The organism is Halomonas icarae (genome assembly GCF_009901955.1).
Lineage (GTDB): Bacteria > Pseudomonadota > Gammaproteobacteria > Pseudomonadales > Halomonadaceae > Halomonas > Halomonas icarae.
The window spans coordinates 2,806,056-2,822,923 of record NZ_WUTS01000001.1; the positions used below are offsets into that span (position 1 = coordinate 2,806,056).

Consider the following 16,868-nt stretch of genomic DNA (forward strand, 5'->3'; position numbering starts at 1 on the left):
CTCCGGCCACCCCGCGCCGGCGCCAACCCCACGAGTGACCCGCATGGACTTCCAGGACGCCCTGCCTTACCACAACAAGCTCGTCGAAGAGATTCGCGATGCCGCCGCCCGCCTGCTGGCCGAGGACGTTGGCCCGGGCGATATCACCGCCCAACTGATTCCTGCCGAGCAGTTCGCCAGGGCTCGCGTCATCACCCGCGATGACTGCGTGCTGTGCGGGGTGGCCTGGGTCGATGAACTGTTCCGCCGCCTCGATGCCACGGTGACCCTGCGCTGGCTGGCCGCCGACGGAGACACCCTGAAGGCCGGCCAATGCTTCCTCGAGCTGGAGGGGGCGGCGCGCAGCCTGCTGACCGGCGAGCGCGCGGCACTCAACCTGTTGCAGACGCTATCCGCTACCGCCACTCATACCCGCCACTACGTCGACCTGATCGCCGACACCGGCGTGCGCCTGCTCGACACCCGCAAGACCCTGCCCGGGCTGCGCCTGGCGCAGAAGTATGCGGTGGCCTGCGGCGGAGGTCATAACCATCGCATCGGGCTATGGGATGCCTTTCTGATCAAGGAGAACCATATCGCCGCCTGCGGTGGTATCGAGGCGGCGGTGAGCGAGGCCCGCCGCATCGCGAGCGACCTGCCGGTAGAAGTGGAGGTGGAGAGCCTCGACGAGCTTGACCAGGCCCTGGCGGCCGATGCCGACATCATCATGCTCGACAATTTCGGCCTCGACGAACTACGGGAGGCCGTACGCCGCAACGCCGGCAAGGCGATCCTGGAGGCTTCCGGCAACGTCGACAGGAGTACGCTGCGCGCCATCGCCGACACCGGGGTCGACTGCATCTCCAGCGGCGCCCTGACCAAGGATGTCAAGGCGATCGACCTCTCCATGCGCCTGGAAGACTAGGTCTGCAGCGCGACCAGCGACTTCTCCAGCCGATGGCGAGACAGCCGCTCACCGTTGCGCTCCACATACTCATGACCAAGGTCGCGCCAGCCGCGCCGTTCCAGCCCCACGGCCAGCATCAGGCTCGCCTCGATGCTGGCACGAGACACTCCGCGCTCGATCAGCAGTCGCTCGGCGTGAATCAATAGCGTTGAACCGATGCCGCGACGCGCCAGCGAAGGCCACACATAGAGCGTCACGATGCGGCCGGCAAGGGGCTCCAGCTCGAGAAAGCCGACGCAGCGGCCGTCACACTCCGCCACCAGAGTGGTATAGAGGGCCTGTCGCGCCGCCCAGGCACACGCCTCTCGCGGCAACGCCGAGACCCAGGCGTCACGCTGTGGCCTGGTGTAGTGCGCGGCTGCACCCTGCATCACCGCATGATGAAAGATCTCGGCCTGGTCGCCGGCGTCTCGCGCCAGGGCCTCGCGGTAGCGTATTCGCGGTGCGGGGCAGCGCGGGGCCTCGCTCTTCGGCACAGCAGCCGTTTCACCCATGGGATGTCTCGCAACGTTGATGACTGCCGAGAGACTACACAACCCAGAGCCGACAGGCCAACCACGGTCGCCGGCCTGTGCGGGGCCAGGCATAATGACCTCCATGAGCGATCACTCCTCCCCCCCGGCCATCAGCCTGTCGCCCATCGGCATTATCGAGAGCGACTTCCCCGACAAGTTCGGCGTACCCCGGCAGCCCGGTCTCGCCCCATCGGCACGCGCCGCCCTCCAGCTACTCCCGCCCTATGACGACCCGCTGACGGTCAGGGGGCTGGAGGCCTTCAGCCACCTGTGGCTCACCTTTCTCTTCCACCACAGCCCCGAACGCTGGACACCACTGGTGCGGCCGCCACGCCTTGGCGGCAATCGTCGGGTCGGAGTCTTCGCCAGTCGCAGCACGCATCGCCCCAACCGCCTGGGGCTCTCGCTTGTCGAACTGATCGGGGTCGACACCCGGGACGGTGTCAGGCTGCGGCTCGCCGGTGCCGACCTGGTGCACGGCACTCCGGTGCTGGATATCAAACCTTACCTGCCCTGGGCAGAAGCCAGGCCTGAGGCCCGCGCCGGCTTCGCTCCCGAGGCTCCTCTCCAGCTTCCAGTATGCTTCGCTCACGCAGCCGAAGCGACGCTAGCCAAGCGTGATGACGCGGCCTCGCTGCGCTCACTGATCGAGGAGGTACTGAGCCAGGACCCACGACCGGCCTATCGAGACGACGATGAGACACGCCGTTATGGCGTTCGCCTGCGCGAGCTGGATATACGCTTTCGTGTTGTGGCTACACCCGATGGCAGCAGGCTTCTGGAGGTACTGGAGATCGTGCCTGAATGAACGATCAAGGGCCCCGCAGGGCCCCTGGTGACGCCAATGTGACGGCTCTGCTTCAGTCGAAGCTGACCCCGATACGACGACCGACTTCCTCGTAGGCCTCGATCACGCCACCGAGGCCCTGGCGGAAGCGATCCTTGTCGAGCTTCTCGCGCGTCTTAGCGTCCCACAGACGGCAACCGTCCGGGGAGAACTCATCGCCCAGCACGAGCTGCCCCTTGAAGAGACCGAACTCCAGCTTGTAGTCCACCAGCAGCAGGCCGCCATCGGCAAACAGCTGCTTGAGCACCGCGTTGACCTTGAAGGTCAGTGCTTTCATCTCGGCCAGCTGGTCGGCGGTCGCCCAGCCGAAGGTTTCGGCCAACGACTCGTTGATCATGGGATCGTGCAGGGCGTCATTCTTGAGAAACAGCTCGAAGGTGGGCGGCGAGAGCGCCTCCCCCTCGGTCACGCCCAGCCGCTTGACCAGGCTGCCCGCGGCAATGTTGCGCACCACGCACTCCACCGGAATCATCTCCAGCGTCTTGACCAGGCTTTCGGTGTCGGAGAGGCGCTTCTCGAAGTGGGTGGGCACCCCCGCTGCGGTCAACGTCTCCATGATGAAGGCGTTGAAGCGGTTGTTGACCATCCCCTTACGGTCCAGCGACTCCATGCGCTCGCCGTCGAAGGCGCTGGTGTCATCGCGGAATTGCAGTATGACGCGATCCGGGTCATCGGTGGTGAAGACCGACTTGGCCTTGCCGGCGTAGAGTTCTTGACGCTTTTCCATGGAAGCCTCCGGAGGGCTTGGTCAGTTGGAAGGTTGCAGCTCAGGCGATGGCCTGCCATGCCAGGCCATCGTCCTGGCAGGCTACCATCAACCGCGATGTGTCACCGTCGAGCAGTGGCGTCAAAGCCTCCAGCGCCAGCTCGGGGCGATTGTTGTGTTCAGATAGATGCGAACAGGCGATTCGCTGCAGGCGGTCGAGGCCGAGCCGGGTCAGCAGTGTTGCCGCCTGAGTATTGGCCAGATGCCCCCAGTCGCCTCCCACTCGCCGCTTGAGGCGTGGTGGATAGGGGCCCTCGGCAAGCATCCGGACATCATGGTTGCACTCAAGCACCAGGGCATCGCAGCCGGCAAAGGCCTGGGCGACATGCTCGGTGGGGTGTCCGAGGTCGGTAAGCAGACCCAGGTGTCGCTCACCGCCCTGGATACGAAACTGTACCGGCTCGCGGGCATCATGCGGCACGGTCACCGGGTCGATAGACAGCCCCTTCACGGCGAAGCGCGCCTGGGGAGTGATCCAGTGGCGTTTGGGCAGTTCACCCAGACGGCCGCTGCCCCAGGTACCTGGTGTCAACCATACCGGCACCCCATAGCGACGAGCCAGGGGGCCAACTCCACGAATATGGTCGCCATGCTCATGGGTCACCAGTAGGGCATCGAGCTGCCGTGGGTGCAGGCCCATACGGGCCAGGCGATGCTCTGCCTCGCGCAGCGTGAAGCCACAGTCCACCAGCAGGTGAGTCTCGCCGTCGCTGACCAGGGTCGCATTACCCTTGCTGCCACTGCCCAGCGATGCAAAATGCAGCCGCCCGCGGTGCCGCGCGACGGTGTTATCGGCCTCTCCCATCAGCGCAGCAGGCTCGCCACCCGCTCCAGCAGTTCACGCCGGTCCTCGGCACTGAAGTCACGCTCGCTGACATTTATCGCCCGCAGTAGGGTCCTATCGGAGTCCTCGCGCTCCAGCTCCAGGCGAATCTGCTGATGCATCTTACGAACGTCGGCACTGAAGACGATTTGAAGCGGGTTACGGTTTCGCTCCGTCACCGTCATGTAGCTCACGAGAAAGCTGTAGTCTCTCGAGTTGCTGTTCAGCAGCTCACGGCGATCCTCGACGGTGAAGTCCTGCTCGAGCTGGTGGTTGAGCTCGGCCCAGGTGCGATCGATATCCAATGGCACATCGACCATCCACTCGTCGCCCCGCTGAACCAGGCGCAGACGCTCCCCGCCGGCCAATCGCTGGGCCTGCAACGAGGCGGTGCTCGACGCCGTGGCGCTACGTGCACTGAAATACTGCTCGAGAGCATCCAGGCAGGCCTCCACAGATCGCCCTGCCTGGTCGCAGCGCACCTCGCTGTCCCCGGCGCGCAGCCCCTGCCGAACACTCAATCGCCCTTGGCGTGTCTCGACCACCCCGCGACTCGAATCGCTCGTGACCACTCCCAGGCCACGGCTACGCGCGAAGCTCTCCAGTTGTGGCCAGACGCTGTCTGGCGCGGCTCCCACCACCAGCCAGGCGTCATCGCCCACTCGGCGGGATTCTACGAATTCTCGCTGAATGCGCCCCATCCCCAGTGGCTGTGGTGCCGGCGCCTCGAAGCCTTCCGTCGAGCCGCGAAAGTCGCCTGCAATCTCGGGTATCGGCATGACATCGCGATAGCGTTCGGCCGCACGACTCTTGGGCAGCGCCAGAGGCGCCGCCTGACGGGCATCGGCATAGTCGATATTACGATCGTGATAATAACCGCCATCACGGGCACAGCCAGCCAAGGCGACGAGCATCGCCAGCGGCAGCCATTTCAGCGCTGAGTTCATGGGTCTACCTTGCATCCAGTTGTCCAAGGGCCGGCGCAGCGCCGATCAGTCGTCGATCAGACCGGCCAGCTGCAGGGCTTCGCTGATGGTGGAGTGGTACTTCTCGGATAGCCAGGTGAGCGGCAGACGAATACCCGGCTCGAGCAGCCCCATGCGATTGAGCGCCCATTTAACCGGAATCGGGTTAGCCTCGATGCCGAGATTGGTATGCAGCGGCATCAGGCGGGTATTGAGCTGATGCGCTCGCTCGGCATCTCCAGCCACCGCGGCGACACATAGGTCGTGCATGGCCTGGGGCGCCACATTGGCCGTCACAGAGATATCTCCGTGTCCGCCCATCAGCATGAAGTCGCAGGCGGTGCCATCATCACCCGAGTAGAGCATGAAGCCACTGCCCGCTAGACGATTGATCAGGTCCTCGGCACGCTCCAGATTACCGGTGGCATCCTTTAGCCCGACAATATTGTCGACCTCGGCGAGACGCAGCACGGTCTCGTTGTAGAGATCGGAGCAGGTGCGGCCTGGTACATTGTAAAGGATCACCGGAAGCTCACTACCTTCGGCAACCGCCTTGAAGTGGCGGTAGAGCCCCTCCTGGGTTGGCTTGTTGTAGTAGGGACAGACCGAGAGGCAGTAGTCTGCACCAACCTCGCTGGCATAGCGAGCCAGCTCCACGGCCTCGGAGGTAGCATTGGCACCGGTACCGGCAATCACCGGAATCCGTCCGTCAACCTCTTCCACCACCGCCCGAATCACATCGAAGTGTTCGGCAAATGACATGGTGGTGGGCTCGCCGGTGGTACCGGCGGCGACGATGCCATCGGTGCCATGGTCGAGATGGAAGTTCACCAGGCGACGCAGCGCCTCCCAATCGATATCGCCATTGACCTTCATCGGCGTCGCCAGGGCGACGATGCTTCCCGTGACCATCCTCTCTATCCTCTCGGTTCGACTGCTGCCGGCTCGATTGCCTCTCGGCGCCCCGGCCCTAGCGGCGCCCAAAAAAGGGCAGGTCGCTGCCCCCAAGGTTCAAATGGTACTCAGGCGGCCCAGGCCTGTACAGCGACGCAACCAGATTCCACCGACCTCTTTGACAGACGATCGGGGGTTGCGTGTAATCGACGCTCCGTGACTTACTCACCCAGGAGATCTTCATGAGCGTCAGCATCGGTCAGCCGGTTCCCGACTTCACGGCCCTCGCCACCGGGGACACGAGCGTTACCCTGTCCGAGATCAAGGGCCGCCAGGTTGTAATTTTCTTCTACCCCAAGGCCAGCACCCCCGGCTGCACCACCGAAGGCGGTGACTTCCGCGATCGCCTGGAGGAGTTCGAGGCTGCCAATACCGTGGTGCTCGGCGCCTCCCGGGACGGCATTAGGGCTCAGGAGAACTTCAAGGCAAAGCAGGCATTCAACTTCCCCCTTATCTCCGACAAGGAGGAGACACTCTGCCGGCTGTTCGACGTAATCAAGCTCAAGAAGATGTACGGCAAGGAGCACCTCGGCATCGAGCGCAGCACTTTCCTGATCGACAGCGAGGGCAAGCTGGCTCACGAGTGGCGCGGGGTCAAGGTCAAGGGCCACGCCCAGGAAGTCCTGGAGAGGGCCCAGGCCCTGAACAAGAGCACCGGCGACACCGAGTAACAGCGGGCAGGGCCGCCTGGAGCGGCCCTCACTCCCCTGCCATCACCTCCCCCCCTTCGTCCTGCCGAAGACGCTTGACTCCACGGGGCCAGGCATAGACCAGCGCCTTGATCAGAGTTGCCAGCGGAATGGCAAAGAAGACACCCCAGAACCCCCAGACGCCGCCGAAGAACAGCACCGCCACGATGATCGATACCGGATGCAGGTTGACCGCCTCGGAAAACAGCACCGGCACCAGTACATTGCCATCCAGCGCCTGAATGACGCCATAGGCGATCAGCACATAGAGGAACTGGTCGCTCATGCCGAAATGAAAGCCCGCCACGGCGGCCACCGGCAGGGTCGCCACCGCGGCGCCAATATACGGCACCAACACCGAGAACCCCACCAGTACCGCCAGCAATGCGGTATATGGCAGCCCGAAAAAGGCAAAGGTCAGGAATGCCGTCGTGCCCACGATCATGATCTCGATAAACTTGCCGCGCACATAGTTGGCAATCTGGCTGTCCATCTCATGCCAGATACGGGTCATCAGGGTGCGTTTGCGAGGAAGCAGCGACAGGATGAAGTCGACCAGTCGCTCACGATCCTTGAGCAGGAAGAACACCAGAATCGGCACCAGCACAAGATAGATGATCAGCGCCAGGACGTTACCCAGCGAAGCCAGAGAAAGGGTCAATGCGCGCTGCCCGAACTGGGTCATCTCGCGGCCGGCCACGGCGATCCAGTTCTGTATCTGATCCGGGGTGACCAGCTGGGGGTAACGCTCCTGCAGATCGTCGAGCAGCTGTTGGCCACTAGCGAACATCCGTGGCGTCTCCTGCACCAGCCCTACCAGCTGATTCCAGATCAACGGCATCAGGATAAGGGCCATTGCCAGCAACAATCCAAGGAAGAAGAGGAACACCAGGATCACGGCCAGAAGATGGGGAACGTGTCGCCGTTCGAGCCAGCTCACCGCCCCCTGAAGCAGAAAGGCGATCACCAGCGCCGTCAGGAAAGGTGCCAGCATACGCCCCAGGAAGACCACCACCGCGATGCCGAGCACCAGGACCAGCAGCAGGATTACCGCCTCCTCATCGGATAGATAGCGATCGACCCACCCCCTGAGCACGGAACGCAGGGTCATGAAGCGCGCCCCTCGCCCTTGCGGATCCAGTAGTGGTAAATACTGTCGCGCTCCTCCCTGGCGGGCATTTCGTGAGCGCTCTGCGCGATATAGGTGGCAAAGTCCCCCCAGGAGCCGGCGTCGGTGGCCCTTACCTCGAGAAGCTGACCAACCTCGAGCCGGGAGAGCGCCTGTTTGGCCTTGAGCAGGGGGAGCGGGCAAGGCAGTCCGCAGACATCGAGTACTTGGTCGGGTTGCAGAGACATGTAGACTCCCTGAAGAATGCGGGATATCGCCACCTGGCTTGACCAGCGGCGGGAAACCCTAGGATTTAAAGGCACTTTGCGAGGCGAATCAATGTCAGAGTGTGGGCCCGCCTCGCCCCAAGGAGAGCTTGCCCATGCCGTCACGCCCCTTCCCTCGTGCTATCACCCTGTTGGTGGGGCTGTCCCTGGCACTGCCTGCCAGCGGCCAGTGGATCGAGCCCGGCTGGGAAGGCAGCGCCGACCTGCCCAGCCTGTCAGCTCCGGACCATCGGGCCGCCAGCAGCGAAGAGTATCGACTGGGTCGCGCCTGGCTGCGCCAGTTTCGCGCCCGGGTCCCCGAATGGCAGGACCCCATCGCCCAGGGCTATGTCGAGGCGCTGCTCGCTCGCCTCGCCTCCCATGGCGGAATCGGGACCAATGAGCTGATTGTGACGCTGGTCGACAGCCATCGCCTCAATGCCTTCGCGGTGCCGGGCGGGGTGGTCGGCGTCAATGCCGGACTGTTCGCCTTCGCCGAACAGGAGGCGGAGCTGGTCTCGGTGCTTGCCCATGAACTCGGTCACCTGGCCCAACGCCACTTCGCGCGCGGCCAGGCTCGCGCCGAACAGACCCAGGTTCCGGCCATGGCCGCCATGCTGGCTGGCATGCTGATCGCCGCCGCCGGCGGGGGAAGTGCGGGCATTGGCGTCGCCATGGGTTCCCAGGCCGCCTTTATCCAGGATCAGCTGACCTATTCGCGACGCTATGAACAGGAAGCCGACCGGCTGGGCCTGCAGATCATGACGGAAGCCGGCTACGACCCCGAGTCCATGGTCTCGATGTTTCGCGCCATGCAGCAACTGGCCAGCCTGCAGGGCGGCACTCCTCCCGAGTTCCTGCTCACCCACCCGCTGACCGAGTCACGCATCAGTGATACCGCCTCTCGCGCCGCCAAGCTCTCGGTGCAGGGACAACGAGATGGCCTGCAGTACCACCTGGTGCGCGCCCGTGCCCTGCTGGCGATCCATCAGGGGGACCCCGGCCGGGCGCAAACTCGACTGAGCCAGGACGGCGCTCCACGACTGGCGGAGCGTTATCTGGCGGCCTTGATCAGCGCCGAACACGGCGATACGGATGAGGCGCTGCGCCAGCTCGATGCCCTGGCGCGAGAGCAGCCTGACCTCACCCTGATCCCCGCTACAGCGGCCGAAACGGCCTTCGCCGCGGGACGCACCGATGACGCCATTGAACGCAGCCGGCGCCTGTTGCGCCTGGTTCCGGGTCATGTGCCGACCAGCCTCACCCTCGCCGAAGCACAACTCCAGCGTGATCCTGAGGCGGCCTGGCGACTCCTGCGCGACCTGGCCGAGAGGCGCCCCGAGGACCATCGCGTGTTTGCACTACTCGCCGAGGCGGCGGGACGTAGCGGCCGCGAGGCCCTGGGCCACCTGGCCCGCGCCGAATACCAGCAGCTTACCGGACGCATCACCGATGCCATCCGCCAGCTGGGCGTGGCTCGTAGGGTAGCCGAACGAGAAGGCAATATGACCGCGGCGGCACGCATCGAGCAGCGTTACGAGGCATTCCTCGGCTATCGCGAAACGCTCGAGAAGTTTCAGTAGCCTAGCGCTTGAAGTTGAGCATCCTCTCCAGCGGCTTCAGCGCCGCATGGCGGAGCCCTGTATCGACCTGGATTTCACCGAGCCCATGACGCAGGGCATCGGCCAGGTTATCCAGCCCGTTCATCGCCATCCAGGGGCAGTGGGCACAACTCTTGCAAGTGGCACCATTGCCAGCCGTAGGTGCCTCGAACAGCGTCTTTTCCGGCACCGCCTGCTGCATCTTGAAGAAGATGCCACGATCGGTGGCAACGATCAGCTTGTCATTGGGCAGCTCCTTGGCCGCCTGGATCAGCTGAGACGTCGAGCCCGCCACATCGGCCAGCTCCACCACCGCCGCCGGCGACTCCGGGTGCACCAGCACCGCGGCCTCCGGATAGAGCGCCTTGAGGTCCTCAACCCCCTTGGACTTGAACTCTTCGTGGACGATGCAGGCACCGTCCCACAGCAGCATGTCGGCACCGGTCTGCTTCTGGATATAGCCCCCCAGGTGCTTGTCCGGCGCCCACAGGATCTTCTCGCCACGGGCCTGGAGGTGCTCGATCACCTCCACGGCGATGGAGGAGGTTACCACCCAGTCGGCACGCGCCTTTACCGCCGCCGAGGTGTTGGCGTAGACCACCACGGTGCGGTCGGGGTGCTGGTCGCAGAAGGCGCTGAACTCATCGGCCGGACACCCCAGATCGAGCGAACAGGTCGCCTCCAGGGTCGGCATCAACACTCGCTTCTCCGGGGAGAGTATCTTGGCGGTCTCTCCCATGAAGCGTACACCGGCCACCACCAAGGTATCGGCCGGATGCCGGGCGCCGAAGCGAGCCATCTCCAGGGAGTCGGCCACGCAGCCTCCGGTCTCCTCGGCCAGCTGCTGGATGGCATCGTCGGTGTAGTAATGGGCCACCAGAACGGCGTTGTTGGCCTCGAGAAGCCGCTTGATCTCCTCGATGCGCGCCTGATCCTGGGCGGGTATACGGGTGGGACAATAGGTGCGGGCCAGGTGCTCACGCACCTCGGCACGGGAAGTCATGATCGTCATCGTGTCTACCACTGTGACCGGCAGGGGCTCCCCCTGCAGAGGATGGGAGCATCTCTTCCACGCCCTCCGCGTGGCGAGATGCGCCAATGAGCTCGGCTGCGTCTGTCGCCTGCCGGCTCGCCCTCTATTCTAGACCATATCGCCGGTGTATTGACCAGCGCCGGCCGAAAACCTCTCGCCACCCCCTCGCACCAACAAAAAACGCCCCGGTCTCTGGGAGACCGGGGCGTCTGAATTGGTGGGTCGTGTAGGATTCGAACCTACGACCAATTGGTTAAAAGCCAACTGCTCTACCAACTGAGCTAACGACCCGAGCTTGCAAGCAAGCCAGTGTCCGGAGTGGTGGGTCGTGTAGGATTCGAACCTACGACCAATTGGTTAAAAGCCAACTGCTCTACCAACTGAGCTAACGACCCTTCCGAACGGGGGCAGATAATACTGATACACCTGCGGCCTGGCAAGACTTTTTTTACTTCTTTTGGCCTCTGCTGACTGAGTCCGCCGTCAGCGACGCGCCCTCGGCTTGCGCATCGCCTGAACCGGCTTGCGCTTGTGCTTGTCGCGGCTCCAGCGGTTCTTCTCGTCCGGCGTCAGCTCCGGCACCTTGCGGGCCGGCAGGCTTGCCAGTTCGGCCAGATCATCGACCTCTTCCTGAGAGAGCTCCACCCACTCGCCGGCCTTGGCACGCTTGTCGAGAAAGATATTGCCGTAGCGCACCCGCTTGAGCCGACTGACGGTAAGACCTTGCGACTCCCAGAGCCGACGCACTTCGCGATTGCGCCCCTCCATGATCACCACGTGAAACCAGGTGTTGATGCCCTCACCGCCAAACTCTTGCACGTCGGTGAAGCGCGCCGGGCCGTCGTCAAGCATCACGCCTTCGACCATGGCCACCACATGCTCCTGGGTCACCTCCCCCATCACCCGCACCGCATACTCCCGCTCCACCTGAGTGGAGGGGTGCATCAGGCGGTTGGCAAGCTCACCATCGGTGGTGAACAGCAGCAGGCCACTGGTGTTGATATCCAGGCGACCGATGGCGATCCAGCGCTCGCCCTTGAGGCGCGGGAGCCGGTCGAACACGGTACGACGCCCCTCGGGATCCTTGCGAGTACACAGCTCACCCTCGGGCTTGTTGTACATGATCACTCGCCGCGGCACCTCCTCGGCGGCACGCAGGGTCACCGGTCGGTTATCGAAGAGCACCCTGTCGCGGGTCTCGATACGATCGCCCAGAGTCGCCACCTGGCCATTGACCTGGACGCGACCGGCGGCGATGGCAGCTTCCATCTCGCGGCGCGAGCCAAGCCCCGCTCGTGCCAGGACCTTCTGCAGTTTTTCGCTGGTATTGCTCATGAATCTTCATTCTCACTGGATGTGTATTCCGCCCCCGCAGCAGCGTCATCAGCGACGCGGCTCCGGGCACGTTCGGACAGACGCGCCTCGAGATCGGCGAAGCTCAGATCTGTCCGCTCGGACGCCTTCTCGGCGTGATCGAGGCCGCCCTCTTCGGCGGGCTCGCTGGAGGAATCGATCGCGATCGACGCCTCGGATAGTGTAGCGCCCTCGGACGCCTCACCGTCACCCTCATCTTGCACCCTATCCGCCTGGGCCAGAATGTCGGTCTGGTCGGGCGGCGACGCCTCTTCATCGAAGGCGTCCATCTGCTCCGCCCCCTCGAACGCCTTGAGTTCATGCATGGGGGGCAGCTCATCGAGCGTCTTGAGACCGAAGTCGTCGAGAAAGCTGCGAGTGGTCGCATAGACCGCGGGTCGCCCCGGCACGTCACGATGGCCCACCACGCGAACCCAGCCACGCTCGAGCAGGGTGCGCATGATCGAGCCGCTCACCGAGACCCCACGCACCTCCTCGATATCGCCACGGGTAACCGGCTGGCGGTAGGCAATCAGCGCCAGGGTCTCGAGCAGGGCCCTGGAGTAGCGTTGGGGCCGTTCATCCCATAGTCGCGACACCCAGGGAGAGAGCCGTGGGCGGATGCGCAGCTGATAGCCCGAGGCCGTCTCGATCAGCTCCATGGCACCCCGTTCATGGCGGCCACGCAGGCGCTCCAGCGCCTCGCGCAGGGCGCGGCGAGGTGGCCGCTCATGGTCGTCAAACAGGGCCTCCAGGCGCTCCACCGCCAATGGCTCTCCGGCGGCCAACAGCGCAGCCTCGAGGATCTCATCCAGCCCGCCGGGCGCTTCCTCGGCCATCATGGCCCAACCTCCTCGCCTTCCTCCTCGAAGGGGCTCTCTCCCCCATCTTCGGAATCACCCTGTTCGACACCCTCGACTGGGGCGACTCGGGCGCGGACATGAAGGGGCGACAATGGTGCGTTCTGCACGACCTCGATCATCGACTCCTTGGCCAACTCGAGAATCGCCATGAAGGTCACCACGACACCGGCACGCCCCTCCTCCAGCGCGAACAGCGCCTCGAAGGGCACGAAGCGACCGCCCTCGAGCCGCTCCATGATCGCCAACATGCGCTCGCGGGTCGACAGCACCTCGCGGCTGACCTGGTGGGTCTGGTTGAGCTCGGCACGCCGCAGGATACCGGTCAGGGCGCCCAGCAACTGATCCAGTCCGACATCGGGGTGGATCACCCGGCTCTCCAGCGGCGGCAGTGCCGCCCGAGCCGGGAACCAGTCCCGCCCCAGCCGAGGCAGTTCGGCCAGCGACTCGGCGGCACTCTTTAACCGCTCATACTCCTGCAGGCGGCGAATAAGCTCGGCGCGCGGATCCTCCTCCTCGTCGTCGCCTCCCTCCTTGGGTGGGCGTGGCAGCAGGGTGCGCGACTTGATCTCGGCAAGCATCGCCGCCATCAGCAGGTATTCGCCCGCCAGCTCGATCTCCATGGCCTTCATCAGCTCGACGTATTCGATGTACTGCCGGGTGATGGCGGCCACATCGATGGCCAGAATATCCAGGTTCTGTCGGCGAATCAGGTAGAGCAGCAGGTCGAGCGGCCCCTCGAAGGCTTCGAGAAAGACCCGCAGCGCCTCCGGCGGGATATAGAGGTCCTCCGGCAGCTCGGTAATCGGCTCATCGAACAGCCTGCCGAGCACCTCGGCCTGGCCGGCGGGGGTCTGTTCGAGGCTGGGGGTATCGGGGGTAGCACTCACGCGGCGTGCCTCTCCGGGGACGCAGAATCAACGGCGCAGTCTAGCAAGAGCGCACCCATGGAAACAGCGTCTTGAGGTTGCCCACAGCCCGCGCGGTGATGGCGCCATCCGCGCCGTCCCTCAACGGCTGCGGAACCGGCTGGGCCGGCTCCTTCGACGAGCCCACCAAAAATAAATCACGAAAGTCTTTGACCCGGAGCCACAACAATGAGACCGTAGCGCCAGTTGGTTGGCAAGCAGCATGGTTTCAGCAGCATTCGAATTCTTTCGACCGCCTGTCAGATCATTCTTGTTTTACCCGCTATACATCTGGGTGACACCAGGAACTTTGCAAGGCGCTAAGCGCGAAAGGATTTATTATGACGACTGGTACCGTAAAGTGGTTCAACGACTCCAAGGGTTTTGGCTTCATCTCTCCGTCTGACGGCGGTGATGACGTGTTCGCCCACTTCTCCGAGATTCAGGCTGAAGGCTTCAAGTCCCTGCAGGAAGGTCAGAGCGTCTCCTTCGACGTGACCCAGGGCAAGAAGGGCCTCCAGGCCTCCAACATCAAGCCGCTCTGATCTCCGGATCATGAACGCGCACGAACCTCACGGTTCGTGAAACAGGGCTCGCTTCGGCGAGCCCTGTTTCGTTGTTGCCCTCCTCAAGGTTGTTGCCCTCCTCAAGGTTTCTTCGGGCTTATGTAGCCCTTTTCCAGATACCCCTCTTCCAGGCTGACACCCTTCCGCCTCTTCCGCAGTGACCAGCCCTCAATAGCAAGAAAGCCCACCAGCATCACACTGGCAGGCCTGTGAAACGCGTAGGCAAACCTGAGCCGAGATTAGCGATGCTGGGCAGGGTCGGTAGCTTTGACTGCCTGTGAAGCCATCGACGAGGGGCTCCGACTACGTTCGCTGCGGTCGATGACCGCCGTGCCAACGAGGTCGCCGGTCACGTTGAGTGCGGTACAGCCCATGCCCACCAGAGCATCGATGGCGGTCAGCAGCGCCACGGCCTCGATAGGCAAGCCTACCTGAGAGAACACCGTCGCGATCATCACGATGCCGGCCCCCGGTACCCCGGCGGCACCCACCGAGATCAGCGTGCCTACTACAACGATCTGCAGCATGCTCGCCCAATCCAGTGGCACGCCCATCACGTTGGCGGCGAACACCGCCGAGATGGCGATGCGGATCGCCGCCCCATCCATGTTCAGCGTCGCACCCAGTGGCAGGCTGAAGCCGTAGAGGCTACGCGGCAGGCCCAGGCGGCTCGCGGCGCCCAGGGTCAGCGGCAGGGTGCCGGCGCTGCTCTGGGTGGCGAAGGCGGTGGCCATGGGGGTGCGCGCCTCGCGAAAGAAGGCGCGAGCCGGCACACCGAAGCCCTTGAGCAGGCCGAGATAGACCAGTAGCTGCGCACCCAGCGCCAGATAGAGCACCACCACCATATCGCCCAGCGACAGCAGGGTCGCGAGGCCCTGGTCGGCGACGGTATTGGCCACGATGGCGAAGACCCCGGCCGGCACGACGTGAAGAATTCCATCCATCACCCTGAGCGTGGCGGTGTTAAGCGCCTCGATCAGGCCGTAGAGCCGTTCACCCAGCTCCGACTGGGATTCGGACTGACGCATCTTCGACACGGCCAGACCAAAGACTAACGCGATGAAGATGATGCCCAGTAGATCCTGCTCGGCGAAGGCGGCAACGATATTGTTCGGCACGATGCCGAGCACCACCGAGAGGATACCGGGATTGTCGGGCACCGAGACGGAACCGGCCCCCTGCAGTGACATCCCCTCCCCCGGCGACAGCAGGGTCGCCACGGCAAGCCCCACGGCGATGGCCAGGGCCGAGGTGGCCAGGTAGTAGAGAAACACCTTGCGGCCGATGCGCCCGAGGCTACCGGAAGCGCCCTGATTGACCCCCGACATCAGGGTGAATAGCACGATGGGCAGGATGATAAACTTCAGCAGTCGCATCAGCAGCTCGCCCAGTGGGGCCAGCCATTCGGCCACGGCAGGCCCGCCGACCAGGCCGACCACCACGCCCAGCACCAGGGCGATGCTCACGCGCAGGATCAGCGAGGTATCGCGATAGCCGTGCCACAGGGATGTCAGGAGCGTCGACATAGGGACCTCGTCAAAATGAAAGAGCGCCGCGGACCATAGACACACAGAGCCCGGTGTGCAAAGACTGTAAAGTTAATAGCTTATAACGCTATGTGCCTTGTGCTCGACATCACTGCCATCGTGGCGTTGGACCCAAGGCTCGCCGAAGCATGCACCAGGTAGCGCAAGATCGGGACGGGGCCGAACACCTGAATCACATCATTCTCGCACCAGCCGTGTCAGTCGCACGTCCACGGTGAGGGCGAGCGAGGTCAGGGCCGCGGCCTTCTCGCGCCCCTCGGCACTGGCACGATGCAGATGCGGCGTCATCGCCAGCAGATCGGCAATGGGCTCGGCACCCTCGAGCTCGATGGCGAAGCGTAGCGTCTCGCCGAGTCGCCGGGCGAACCCCTCGGGCACGATCTCGCCGCCCTCTCGGGGTGGCTTGAGGCTCGGGTAGATGATCTCGCGCAACTCACGCAGATGGTCCGGCCCGGCCTCGACCATCAGCAGCTCGCCGCCCGGCTTCAGCACGCGGGCGAACTCGGCATAGACGGGGAAGCCGAACAGGCACAGCACGCGATCAACGCAGCTAGTCTGGACCGGCAGGTGGGCGTTGGTACCCACCACCCAGGTGGCGCTCCCCTGGCGCTTGGCGGCGGCGAGCACCGCCCACTTGGAGATATCTACGCCCAGTAGCGCTAGCGCCGGCGCCTTGCCTGGCGCCCCCTCGATCCCGGATGCGACATCGGCCAGTTTGCGCAGGTAGTAACCTTCGCCACAACCGGCATCCAGGCAGCAAAGAGTACCCTCACCCGGCACTTCGGCCAGCACGGCGCTAGCGACGGCCTCGGCGATGGGCCGATAGTGGCCGGCCTCAAGAAAGCGCCGCCGCGCCGACACCATCGCCTTGCTGTCGCCGGGATCCCCGGAGCGCTTGTTCTGCACCGGCAGCAGGTGAACGTAACCCTGGCGGGCAATATCGAAGCTGTGTCCGGCCGCGCAGCACCAGGTGCTGACGCCCTTGTGCAGGACATTGCCGTCCAGCGGGCAAGCCAGCGCCTCGAACGATGTGGTGCTCATGGGTCACCCCTCCTCTGCTACATTCATTCCGCGATGCTTCATTCCACGATGCATGGCGCCCCTACACCGCGGCTGTATTC

Annotated in this window: 18 protein-coding genes and 2 tRNA genes; 5 read left to right on the forward strand and 15 right to left on the reverse strand. The window is 64.1% G+C overall.

Going from position 1 to position 16,868, the window contains the following annotated elements:
* Window positions 1-43 precede the first annotated feature (43 nt).
* Window positions 44-904 (forward strand): carboxylating nicotinate-nucleotide diphosphorylase, encoded by an 861-nt coding sequence (nadC, locus tag GRB80_RS12800; protein WP_161424351.1) that lies wholly within the window; start codon window positions 44-46, stop codon window positions 902-904.
* Here the strand turns inward: nadC and GRB80_RS12805 are convergent.
* Complete coding sequence (locus GRB80_RS12805; protein WP_132044991.1) at window positions 901-1,440, reverse strand: GNAT family N-acetyltransferase; 540 nt, start codon at window positions 1,438-1,440, stop codon at window positions 901-903. The two genes, nadC and GRB80_RS12805, sit on opposite strands and share 4 nt — an antisense overlap.
* Window positions 1,441-1,543: 103 nt before the next feature.
* On the opposite strand from GRB80_RS12805, the gene tsaA reads away from it, so the two are divergent.
* On the forward strand, window positions 1,544-2,269 hold the full coding sequence (tsaA, locus tag GRB80_RS12810) for a tRNA (N6-threonylcarbamoyladenosine(37)-N6)-methyltransferase TrmO (protein ID WP_161423831.1): 726 nt from the start codon (window positions 1,544-1,546) through the stop codon (window positions 2,267-2,269).
* Between the two features lie 52 nt (window positions 2,270-2,321).
* Here the strand turns inward: tsaA and purC are convergent, their stop codons facing one another.
* The 4 genes from purC to dapA are packed head-to-tail and all read right to left on the reverse strand — an operon-like array spanning window position 2,322 to window position 5,774.
* Window positions 2,322-3,035, reverse strand: a complete 714-nt coding sequence (gene purC, locus GRB80_RS12815) for a phosphoribosylaminoimidazolesuccinocarboxamide synthase (protein ID WP_161423832.1) — start codon at window positions 3,033-3,035, stop codon at window positions 2,322-2,324.
* A 40-nt stretch (window positions 3,036-3,075) separates the two neighbouring features.
* Window positions 3,076-3,879: an MBL fold metallo-hydrolase gene (locus tag GRB80_RS12820; RefSeq protein WP_132044997.1), complete on the reverse strand. Its 804-nt coding sequence runs from the start codon at window positions 3,877-3,879 to the stop codon at window positions 3,076-3,078.
* A complete protein-coding gene (locus tag GRB80_RS12825; protein WP_132044999.1) occupies window positions 3,879-4,844 on the reverse strand; it encodes a lipoprotein, NlpB in 966 nt (321 codons plus the stop codon). Before GRB80_RS12825 ends, GRB80_RS12820 begins: the two co-directional genes overlap by 1 nt.
* A 45-nt stretch (window positions 4,845-4,889) precedes the next feature.
* Window positions 4,890-5,774 (reverse strand): 4-hydroxy-tetrahydrodipicolinate synthase, encoded by an 885-nt coding sequence (gene dapA, locus GRB80_RS12830; RefSeq protein ID WP_132045001.1) that lies wholly within the window; start codon window positions 5,772-5,774, stop codon window positions 4,890-4,892.
* A gap of 224 nt (window positions 5,775-5,998) precedes the next feature.
* On the opposite strand from dapA, the gene GRB80_RS12835 reads away from it, so the two are divergent.
* Complete coding sequence (locus GRB80_RS12835) at window positions 5,999-6,487, forward strand: peroxiredoxin (RefSeq protein ID WP_132045003.1); 489 nt, start codon at window positions 5,999-6,001, stop codon at window positions 6,485-6,487.
* A 28-nt stretch (window positions 6,488-6,515) separates the two neighbouring features.
* On the opposite strand, the gene GRB80_RS12840 is transcribed toward GRB80_RS12835, so the two are convergent.
* Together GRB80_RS12840 and GRB80_RS12845 are read right to left on the reverse strand one after the other, a co-directional pair.
* On the reverse strand, window positions 6,516-7,616 hold the full coding sequence (locus GRB80_RS12840; protein ID WP_132045005.1) for an AI-2E family transporter: 1,101 nt from the start codon (window positions 7,614-7,616) through the stop codon (window positions 6,516-6,518).
* Window positions 7,613-7,861 carry a sulfurtransferase TusA family protein gene (locus GRB80_RS12845; protein WP_132045007.1) on the reverse strand — a complete coding sequence of 83 codons (249 nt, stop codon included), beginning with the start codon at window positions 7,859-7,861 and terminating at the stop codon, window positions 7,613-7,615. Before GRB80_RS12845 ends, GRB80_RS12840 begins: the two co-directional genes overlap by 4 nt.
* 134 nt (window positions 7,862-7,995) lie before the next feature.
* On the opposite strand from GRB80_RS12845, the gene GRB80_RS12850 reads away from it, so the two are divergent.
* Complete coding sequence (locus GRB80_RS12850; protein ID WP_161423833.1) at window positions 7,996-9,462, forward strand: M48 family metalloprotease; 1,467 nt, start codon at window positions 7,996-7,998, stop codon at window positions 9,460-9,462.
* A gap of 1 nt (window position 9,463) precedes the next feature.
* Here the strand turns inward: GRB80_RS12850 and nadA are convergent, their stop codons facing one another.
* The 6 genes from nadA to GRB80_RS12880 form a co-directional block, all read right to left on the reverse strand.
* Window positions 9,464-10,492: a quinolinate synthase NadA gene (nadA, locus tag GRB80_RS12855; RefSeq protein ID WP_161423834.1), complete on the reverse strand. Its 1,029-nt coding sequence runs from the start codon at window positions 10,490-10,492 to the stop codon at window positions 9,464-9,466.
* A 236-nt stretch (window positions 10,493-10,728) separates the two neighbouring features.
* A tRNA-Lys gene (locus tag GRB80_RS12860) sits at window positions 10,729-10,804 on the reverse strand.
* 28 nt (window positions 10,805-10,832) lie between these two features.
* A tRNA-Lys gene (locus GRB80_RS12865) sits at window positions 10,833-10,908 on the reverse strand.
* 88 nt (window positions 10,909-10,996) lie between these two features.
* A complete protein-coding gene (rluB, locus tag GRB80_RS12870; protein ID WP_161423835.1) occupies window positions 10,997-11,848 on the reverse strand; it encodes a 23S rRNA pseudouridine(2605) synthase RluB in 852 nt (283 codons plus the stop codon).
* Window positions 11,845-12,708, reverse strand: a complete 864-nt coding sequence (gene scpB / locus GRB80_RS12875; protein ID WP_161423836.1) for an SMC-Scp complex subunit ScpB — start codon at window positions 12,706-12,708, stop codon at window positions 11,845-11,847. Before scpB ends, rluB begins: the two co-directional genes overlap by 4 nt.
* The gene (locus GRB80_RS12880; protein WP_161423837.1) at window positions 12,705-13,616 is read right to left on the reverse strand and encodes a segregation and condensation protein A; all 912 of its coding nucleotides are present in this window, start codon (window positions 13,614-13,616) and stop codon (window positions 12,705-12,707) included. The genes scpB and GRB80_RS12880 overlap by 4 nt, the downstream gene beginning before the upstream one ends.
* 359 nt (window positions 13,617-13,975) lie before the next feature.
* Here GRB80_RS12880 and GRB80_RS12885 point away from each other — a divergent pair, with 359 nt between their 5' ends.
* Window positions 13,976-14,179, forward strand: coding sequence for a cold-shock protein (locus GRB80_RS12885; RefSeq protein ID WP_027960243.1), 204 nt, complete (start codon window positions 13,976-13,978; stop codon window positions 14,177-14,179).
* Between the two features lie 260 nt (window positions 14,180-14,439).
* Here the strand turns inward: GRB80_RS12885 and GRB80_RS12890 are convergent, their stop codons facing one another.
* Together GRB80_RS12890 and GRB80_RS12895 are read right to left on the reverse strand one after the other, a co-directional pair.
* Window positions 14,440-15,726 (reverse strand): dicarboxylate/amino acid:cation symporter, encoded by a 1,287-nt coding sequence (locus GRB80_RS12890; protein ID WP_161423838.1) that lies wholly within the window; start codon window positions 15,724-15,726, stop codon window positions 14,440-14,442.
* Window positions 15,727-15,924: 198 nt separating this feature from the next.
* Window positions 15,925-16,788: a putative RNA methyltransferase gene (locus tag GRB80_RS12895; protein WP_161423839.1), complete on the reverse strand. Its 864-nt coding sequence runs from the start codon at window positions 16,786-16,788 to the stop codon at window positions 15,925-15,927.
* Window positions 16,789-16,868 lie beyond the last annotated feature (80 nt).